Consider the following 7701-nt stretch of genomic DNA (forward strand, 5'->3'; position numbering starts at 1 on the left):
TAGGTGACCTGGTTCTCCACAATCTGGGGAGCCTGCCCAGGGAATGGGGTGCGAATGATGACCTGCACGTCGGAGAGGTCGGGCAGGGCATCCAGTGGAGTGCTTCGCACGGCCCACAGCCCCCACGCGGTCAGTATCACCGTGGCAAGAAGGACCAGGAAGCGGTTGCGGATAGAGGCAAGGATCAATCGGGCAATCATGGCTTGGCTCCCGCGGTCTGGGCTTGCGGCGCGACGGTGACGAGCGTCGCCATGCCGTGGGGATCCAGCCGGAAGCTGAACGCGACGCGATCGCCCGCTTTCAGTCCCTGCGGAAGGCCGGCTGGCGGCGCGGCAAACTCCATCGTCATGGCGCCCCACTGGGCTGACGGGATGGCGTCGTGAGCGATGGTCAGGCTGCGCTCGCCGATGGACTGGATGCGCCCCACTGCGCGATGCTCGGGGCCGGCGGCCGACGCCTCGGAGGCGGCGTTGTCAACCGGGGTTGCGGAAGTTTCCTGCATGCGCGCGACGGTCCCGCGCAGGCTCGCTTCCGAATCAATCAGGAACTGTCCGGAAACCACGACTTGCTGGCCAGCCTTCAGACCCTCGAGGATCTCGGTCTGGCCACCGGCGGTCGCGCCCGCCTTGATTTCGACTGGATCAAATCCACCTTCGCCTTTGGCCACCATGGCAATCGTGCGCGTACCGGTCCAGATCAGTGCTTCGCTGGGTACGATCAGGCGCTCTGTTGCGCCCGCTGGCACCATGCGTACCGACACGAACATGCCCGGCAACAGCTTTCTGTCCTTGTTCTGCAGTTCGATCCGGACCTTGATCGTGCGCGTACCGGTGCTTACGTCCGGCAAGATCGTGTCCACCTTTCCGGGCAGCGCCCGATTCGGCAGTGCCGTGGTGCTTGCCATGACCGCCTGGCCGGGCCGCAGGGCAGCCGCCTGGCTTTCGGGCACTTCGGCGAGCACCCACACTGTTGCCAGACTGGCGATGCGGAAGAGCGTCATTCCAGGGGGGACGGTCATGCCGTCCCGAGCGCCGACCTCAGTGACAATGCCGTCGACGGCGCTATTGACCGTGAGCCGTGGCTGGAGTTTGCCGCTTGCCTGCACCGAGCGGATCTGGTCGTCTGTCATGCCTACCTGCCGCATGCGCGCCAGTGCGGCGTCGCGCAGTTCGGGCTGTGGGTTCCCCGGCATGCGTGCGACGGCCAGGTATTCTTCCTGCGCCGCCACCCAGTCGGGGGAATAGATCTGTGCCAGCGCTTGGCCCTTGCGGACCGTTTCCATGGTGGTCCGGACGTAGGTGTGCTCGACGAACCCGGTTGTCCGCGCCTGGATAACTTCGATGCTGCGTTCGTTGATTGCAACATTGCCGGGCACCTGCAAGGCCATCTCCAACCTGCCGAGCTTCACTTCCGCTGTCCGGATGCCAAGGTTCTGCGTCACGCGGCTGTCGATGCGCACAGCGGAGCCGTCGGCATTGTCCTCTTCATACACCGGTATCAGTGGCATATCCATGTAAGGGGATTTGCCCGGCTTGTCGAAACGCTGGCCCGGTACCATCGGGTCGCGCCAGTAGAGAATCCGTTTTCCGGTCTCGGGCTCGGCACCTGTGCCCGGATCGTGGCCTTCGTGCGCGCCGTTGACCGTTGCAGAGCCGGATGCTTGCTGATGGCCTTGCTGTTGGCCAAGGTAGTATGCGCCACCCAGGCCAGCCGCAACGGCGAGGCTCATCGCGACGCGCACGATTGCGGTCGTTTTCATGGTTGATCCCCTAGCGTGGATGCCGGTATCGCTTCAGTCGCGAGTGGCATCAGAAAATTAAGCTCGGCCCACAGCCGAGCCGTCGCGGCCTCCAGCTTCAGGCGTTCCAAAGAGAGGTTGAGCGCTTTGCGACTCGCGTCGGCGACCGCGGATAGCGAGCCGGCGCCGGCGCGGTAGGCTGTCAGTGCCGCTTCTGTCTGCGCCTTGGCTAGCGGCACCGTGACGTCGCGATAACGTTCCAGCCGCGACTGGTTCAAGCTCAGTTCGGCTTGCTTGCCGCGCAGTTGGCCCAGCAGCCCACGTCGAATCGATTCGACTTGGGCACGTGCGGCGTCGGCCTGTGAGAGCTTCGCGGCGAACTCACGATCTTGCCGGTTCTTCCGGTCCCAGGGCAAAGGCAGGGATAGATTGACCGAAACCATGTTCGAGTACGCGGGCCCGCGCTGGCTGTACATCAGCTCAACGCTGACGTCCGGAATTCTGTTCTCCCGTGCTACGCTGCCCTCGGCCTCCGCAACACCGACCTGGGCCTCGGCGGCGGCCACATCGGGCAGCTTGGAGATGACACTGCCATCCAGATTGGCGAGCCATGCCGGCATCGCAAGCGTCGGACGTTCACCCAGTGGGCGCCCGGCGGCGTCGCCGACCCAGCGCTGCAGCATCGCTCTAGCAGTCGACACGGCGGCGCGCGCCTCGTCCTCCCAGTCGCGCAGTTGCTGCAGTTCAAGTTCTGCCGTCAGGATATCGGTTCTGGGGCCGCGGTTGCCGCGATAGGCAGCGCGGGCGGCCTCAATCATCAGCCCGATGGACTGCGCCTGTTCAGCCAGGACGGCGGTTGCCCGCTCGGCATAGAGCCGATCAAGCCACGCCTGAGCCGCACCGCGCTGTACTGCGGTGAGGGCGGTCGTGCGTTGCGCCTGCGCCGACGAGGCCTCGGCTTCGAAGCGACGTGCGCGCGCTTCGCGCTTGGCGGATCGCGTCAGCTCCTGCATCAGGCTGATCGAGCGCATCGTCATCGATTCGGTGCCGATGGAAAATCGATCCTGCCCATCCACGGGCACGTTGTTGATGCCAACCTTGAGAACCGGGTCAGGCAATTGCCTTCCCGCAACCGCCATTTCCAGGGCGGATTGGATCGCCGCGCGCGACGTCTCTGCGTCCGCTGCGTGAGACGAGGCGAGAACCACGGCTTCCTGTAACGATAGGGTTGCGGCCGATTGCGCCCATCCGGGATGGGTGACCGCGATGAGCGCGAGGGCGAGCGACAACCGCCGCCCGCGCGCTAGGGGAAAACGCAAAAGCATAAAGCCTCCACAATGCAACGGCTCCCCTGGTCTTGACGACTCAGGGCACGATAGCGGACGTTGCTTCGGAGGCTAAATGAGGAAACAGCAATGGAGGATCGCGAGCGGGCGGGGAGGCGGTCGTGGGACGGTGTTGTCCATGGCCAGCCGATACCCGCCAAGGATCGGTGTCAGGTCAGGTGTGGCTACCGGACTTACCGAGGCCGCCTGGAATGAGGGAAGCTGCGGGGTCGCATGATCGGCGGATTTTCCGTCCTGGTGGCAATGCGCCTGGCACAGGCCGTCATGCGAATTGCCGCGCTTGGTTGCCATGTCCGGACAGGATTCCGCTATCGCGGCCATGCTCGCCGTCATGTTCAGCGCATACCTGCTGCCCTCACAGGCGTAGGCAGCCGCTGCCAGCTGAACTGTCAGGAACGAAATCAACAGGAAGGCGGCAATCCAGTGCCGGCGATGGGAGGCTTGCATGAGCCGGGAGTTGAGTGGGCGAATCGTAGCAGCCTTTGATTTATCTTCCGGCGACAATCGTGCACTCGATTGTCCCAAATCAAAGGCCAACCTGAAGTTCGGTAGTCACAAAGCTGGAGGGCGCAGGCTATGGGGCCAGTCGATTGATCCAGGCTACATAGTGGAGGTCCGTGTCGCAGGCTCCTATCCTTGGCCTGTGGGTATGCCGTCATGCTGGAGTCATTTTGCTGACAGGCCGACTCCCTAGAATACGCTGAGACCGAACCCCGCTCTTCCGCGCCGTCGAATGACACGCTTGCTGCACCGTCTCCTGTTGTGGTTTACGATACTCGCATTGCCGGTGCAGGCTTTGGGAGCGTCGGCGCATGTCGGCTGTTTGGCGCATGATTGGCTGCGCAATGACACGACGATGGTCCTTGAGGTCGACGTGGAGGAAGCGGTCAGCAACCCGGACGCGCCGTGCCACCACAATACGCAGCTCAGCCCCTCGCGGGGAAAACTGGATCCTGATGCGAACGGTTACGCCTGCGACGCGTGCATCGCCATGAGCCAGGCCGCCGGATGGTTCTTGGGCTTTTGGCTATGGCAGCCTGGATCGTTCGAGGTTGCTGGCAGCAGGGCCACGCTCCTCACCAGTTTCATTCCAGACGGACTTCTTCGTCCTCCCTCCATTCCTGTTTGAATTTGGGTTTCACCCCGATTGCAATCCCGCCCCCAATCGGATTGCGACGCCTGTCCGCCTATTTTCCTAGGCATCAATTCACTTGCCACGTCACCGCGTTGACGCGTTGCCGTGGGACAACCTCGCCTGCGCGTCGGCAAGCCAACGCGCGGAGCAGGAACCTCGAACGGGAGACGACCATGCGCGCATGCATTCAGTGCAGGGCCCCTATCAAGCACGAAATCTGGAGTTGTGCCGCGTGCGGCTGGCAACCAATGAGTCAGGACGGTTTGGTCTGCATGGCGCCGGCCATGCTGGCCGACCATGACGGCTATCACGAACCCCTCTTCGAGGAATATGAAAAGCTCGAGGCCACGCACTTCTGGTTCGTTCATCGTCGCCGACTCATCCTCGACGTTCTGCAGAGCTATTTCCCGACACTCAGGTCCTTCATGGACATCGGATGCGGGACCGCCGAGAACCTCAAGGCCATCGAGCAGTGCTTCCCGCATGCAAGAATCTGCGGTGGCGAGGCGTCGCTGCAGGCATTGACCTCGGCACGCAACAAATCCAACGCCCAGTTCATCCAGATGGACGCCAGGATGTTGCCTTTTACCGCTGCCTTTGACGTGATTGGGGCATTTGACGTGATCGAGCACGTTGACGACGACGAACTCGTCCTGGCAGAGATGTACCGGGCTTGTCGCGCCGGCGGTGGTCTTATTCTCACCGTGCCGCAGCATCCCAGCCTGTGGAGTCATCTGGACGATGCTGCCAAACACAAGCGCCGCTACACGCGTAGTGAGTTGCTTGGCAAAGTACAGGCGGCCGGATTCCAGCCCGTCTACGTAACCTCATTCATGTCGCTTCTTCTTCCGGCGATGGCGCTGTCGAGGTTGCAACAACGGCTCAAGCCACCCAAAGACGCCGTTGACGATGGCTTTCGAATTGGCAACACGCTCAACCGCATCTTTGGCGGCGTCTGTTCCGCCGAGCGGCAGTTGATTCTCGCCGGTCTGAGGTTTCCGTTGGGCGGCTCCTTGCTTGTCGCAGCAAGGAAGGCTTCGTGAAATCTCGCCTTCTCTGGTTTTCGCTGATTGTCGTTACCATCTTGCTGTGGACCGCGACCCTGTCGATCCGACCGCTCTACGAGCCGGATGAGGGACGCTATGCCGAAGTCGCACGTGAGATGTACATCTCGGGCGACTGGACAACTCCCCGGCTGAACGGCATCAAATTTTTTGACAAACCGCCACTTCAATATTGGGCGACCGCGGCTGCGTTTGCGCTGTTTGGCGTCAGTGAATGGAGCGCCAGACTCTGGAGTTCATTGATCGGCGTCAGTGCCATCCTGTTCGCCGGTTGGTCGGCGACGGTACTCTTCGGGCGGCGAGTGGGGCTCGCCTCCGCCTTGGTGCTGGCCGGCTCGCCGCTATGGATTCTGGGCTCCAATCTGACCACGACAGATATCGGCGTCGGGGCACTGCTGGGCAGCGCCGTCCTGGTCTATGCGGTGGCGGTCAGAAACTCCGATAGGCGCCTGTACCCGATCGTCTGGGGCCTGGCGGGGCTGGCCTTCCTTGCCAAGGGCTTGATTGCGATCGTGCTGCCCGCCGCGACCATGGTGGTCTACGCCGCGCTCACGAGGCAGTTCGACCTGTTCAGACGTCGCGCCTTCTGGGTGTGGGGGTTGTTCGCATGCGTCCTCGCGCTGCCGTGGATCGTCGCAGTGTCGGTTCGCAATCCGGAATTTCTTCACTACTTCTTCGTCCACGAACATCTGTCGCGCTTCACCTCCTCCGTTCATGCGCGCAACAAGCCTGGCTGGTTCTTCGCCGCGGTACTGGTCGCGGGAATGCTGCCGTGGGCTGGCGTCATCCCCGCGACAGTCTGGCAGCGCTGCCGGCCTGCCAGACGCTCGGGGACATTTGACCCGCGTGTGTTCCTGCTGGTGTGGACGGTGATTGTGCTCGTCTTCTTTTCCGTCTCGCGATCCAAGCTGCCCCTGTATATCCTGCCGGCCTTTCCGCCGCTTGCCGTACTGGTTGGTGACGCAATCCTGCGAGTACGCACGAGATGGGTGGTGGTCGGATTCTCGCTGATGGTCATTTTCGGCATCCTGATCGCAGGCCTGCAGTGGATCCCCGAGCTATCGGACAAAGTGCTGAAGCGGGGGATATCGGATCTCAGTCATTTCTCGTTCTGGAGCACGCTCACCATCGGGACCTTGGTGGTGGGCGGGCTGGCTGCCTGTGCCCTTGCCCTGTCAGGCCGACGTGGCATTGCCGTCGCGGTGGCAGCGCTGGCATCGATTGGCAGCGTTCAGCTTGGGCTCGTGGCATCCATGGCCTTCGAATCCCTGTCGATCAAGCCGATCGGCCAGGCCGTCAAGGCATTGCACCGTGCCGATACCGCTCTGTTCAACGTCGGGCAGATCGACAGGGGCTTGGCGTTCTACTCGGAAATGCTTCCCCAGGTGGTCGTTGCCCGGGATGAACTCGATCTTGGCTTTTCTGTTGATCCCCAGCGGTGGATCGATAGCTACGCGATCTTCCTGCCGCGCTGGCGCGAGTCCGGACACAAGCTCGCCGTCATGCGCGAGGCAACCTATGAGCAACTGTCCCCCGACCTGGGGCCGGGCAGCCTAGTGGTGGCGCGCCGGGGGGCGACGGTGCTCGTGGAGAAGCGATGACGATGTCGCCCAGATTCCTCCGCTATCTGGTCACGGGCGCGACCGCGACCGCGGCGCATTACCTCGTGCTGATCCTGATTGTTGAGCAGGGAGCCATCGCATTGTTGGGTTCGATTGTCGGCAGCGTGGTGGGGCTCATTACGAACTACCTCCTGAGCAGTCGATGGGTGTTTGTTCTCGCGTCTAGCGCTTCGTCGCGCTTTGCGAGATTCCTGGCGGTCTCAGTGCTCGCTTCCGGGCTCAACGCTGCATTCATGTGGATTGGACTGCGGGCGGGGCTGCACTACCTGCTTGCACAGCTCCTGTCCACGCTTCTTCTCATGCTCATCAACTACACGTTGCATGCCAATTGGACGTTCCTGAACAGGGAATCGCGATGAGTTCGGATAACCGGTCGCAGGGGACGGTATCGGTGGTCGTTCCCATTTTCAATGAGGAGCAGGTCTTGCCCCTGTTCCATGCACGCCTCGGCGCCGTCCTGGAAACCCTTCCCTATGCCTCGGAAGTCATCTACGTGGACGATGGAAGCCGGGATCGGACCCTCGAGGTGCTCAAGACAATACGGGTCTCTGATGAGACGGTCGGCATCATCGAATTGAGCCGGAATTTCGGCAAGGAGGCCGCATTGACTGCGGGCCTCGATGCCGCGTCCGGCGACGCCGTCGTCGTCATCGACGCCGATCTGCAGGATCCGCCGGAGCTGATCCCCGTCCTGATTGACAAGTGGGAGCAAGGTTTCGATGTCGTCTACGCGACCCGGCGGACCCGGGAGGGCGAATCCTTCCTGAAGAAAGCCACGGCCCACTGCTTCTATCGC

At 62.4% G+C, this 7701-nt stretch carries 9 protein-coding genes; 5 read left to right on the forward strand and 4 right to left on the reverse strand.

All coding sequences use genetic code 11. From position 1 onward, the window contains the following. The 4 genes from RN01_RS17090 to RN01_RS17105 form a co-directional block, all read right to left on the reverse strand. Positions 1-200 (reverse strand): efflux RND transporter permease subunit (locus tag RN01_RS17090; protein ID WP_039016700.1); only part of this gene is annotated, 200 nt, incomplete at its 3' end. After that, positions 197-1759 carry an efflux RND transporter periplasmic adaptor subunit gene (locus tag RN01_RS17095; RefSeq protein WP_039016701.1) on the reverse strand — a complete coding sequence of 521 codons (1563 nt, stop codon included), beginning with the start codon at positions 1757-1759 and terminating at the stop codon, positions 197-199. The genes RN01_RS17090 and RN01_RS17095, both read right to left, overlap by 4 nt. Then, the gene (locus RN01_RS17100) at positions 1756-3063 is read right to left on the reverse strand and encodes a TolC family protein (protein WP_039016702.1); all 1308 of its coding nucleotides are present in this window, start codon (positions 3061-3063) and stop codon (positions 1756-1758) included. The genes RN01_RS17095 and RN01_RS17100 overlap by 4 nt, the downstream gene beginning before the upstream one ends. 72 nt (positions 3064-3135) lie before the next feature. Next, entirely contained in the window at positions 3136-3531 is a 396-nt protein-coding gene (locus tag RN01_RS17105; RefSeq protein ID WP_039016703.1) for a hypothetical protein, read from the reverse strand. Between the two features lie 286 nt (positions 3532-3817). Here RN01_RS17105 and RN01_RS17110 point away from each other — a divergent pair, with 286 nt between their 5' ends. From RN01_RS17110 to RN01_RS17130, 5 genes are all read left to right on the forward strand, one after another. Beyond that, a complete protein-coding gene (locus tag RN01_RS17110; RefSeq protein ID WP_039016704.1) occupies positions 3818-4213 on the forward strand; it encodes a hypothetical protein in 396 nt (131 codons plus the stop codon). 179 nt (positions 4214-4392) lie between these two features. Further along, positions 4393-5262, forward strand: a complete 870-nt coding sequence (locus tag RN01_RS17115; protein ID WP_039016705.1) for a trans-aconitate 2-methyltransferase — start codon at positions 4393-4395, stop codon at positions 5260-5262. Then, positions 5259-6884: a glycosyltransferase family 39 protein gene (locus tag RN01_RS17120; RefSeq protein WP_039016706.1), complete on the forward strand. Its 1626-nt coding sequence runs from the start codon at positions 5259-5261 to the stop codon at positions 6882-6884. The genes RN01_RS17115 and RN01_RS17120 overlap by 4 nt, the downstream gene beginning before the upstream one ends. After that, positions 6881-7264: a GtrA family protein gene (locus RN01_RS17125; RefSeq protein WP_029309037.1), complete on the forward strand. Its 384-nt coding sequence runs from the start codon at positions 6881-6883 to the stop codon at positions 7262-7264. The genes RN01_RS17120 and RN01_RS17125 overlap by 4 nt, the downstream gene beginning before the upstream one ends. Further along, positions 7261-7701, forward strand: a 441-nt coding sequence (locus RN01_RS17130; protein WP_039016707.1) for a glycosyltransferase family 2 protein, incomplete at its 3' end; no start/stop codon positions are given. The genes RN01_RS17125 and RN01_RS17130, both read left to right, overlap by 4 nt.

This window comes from Cupriavidus sp. SHE (genome assembly GCF_000812445.1).
GTDB classification, from domain to species: Bacteria; Pseudomonadota; Gammaproteobacteria; order Burkholderiales; family Burkholderiaceae; genus Cupriavidus; species Cupriavidus metallidurans.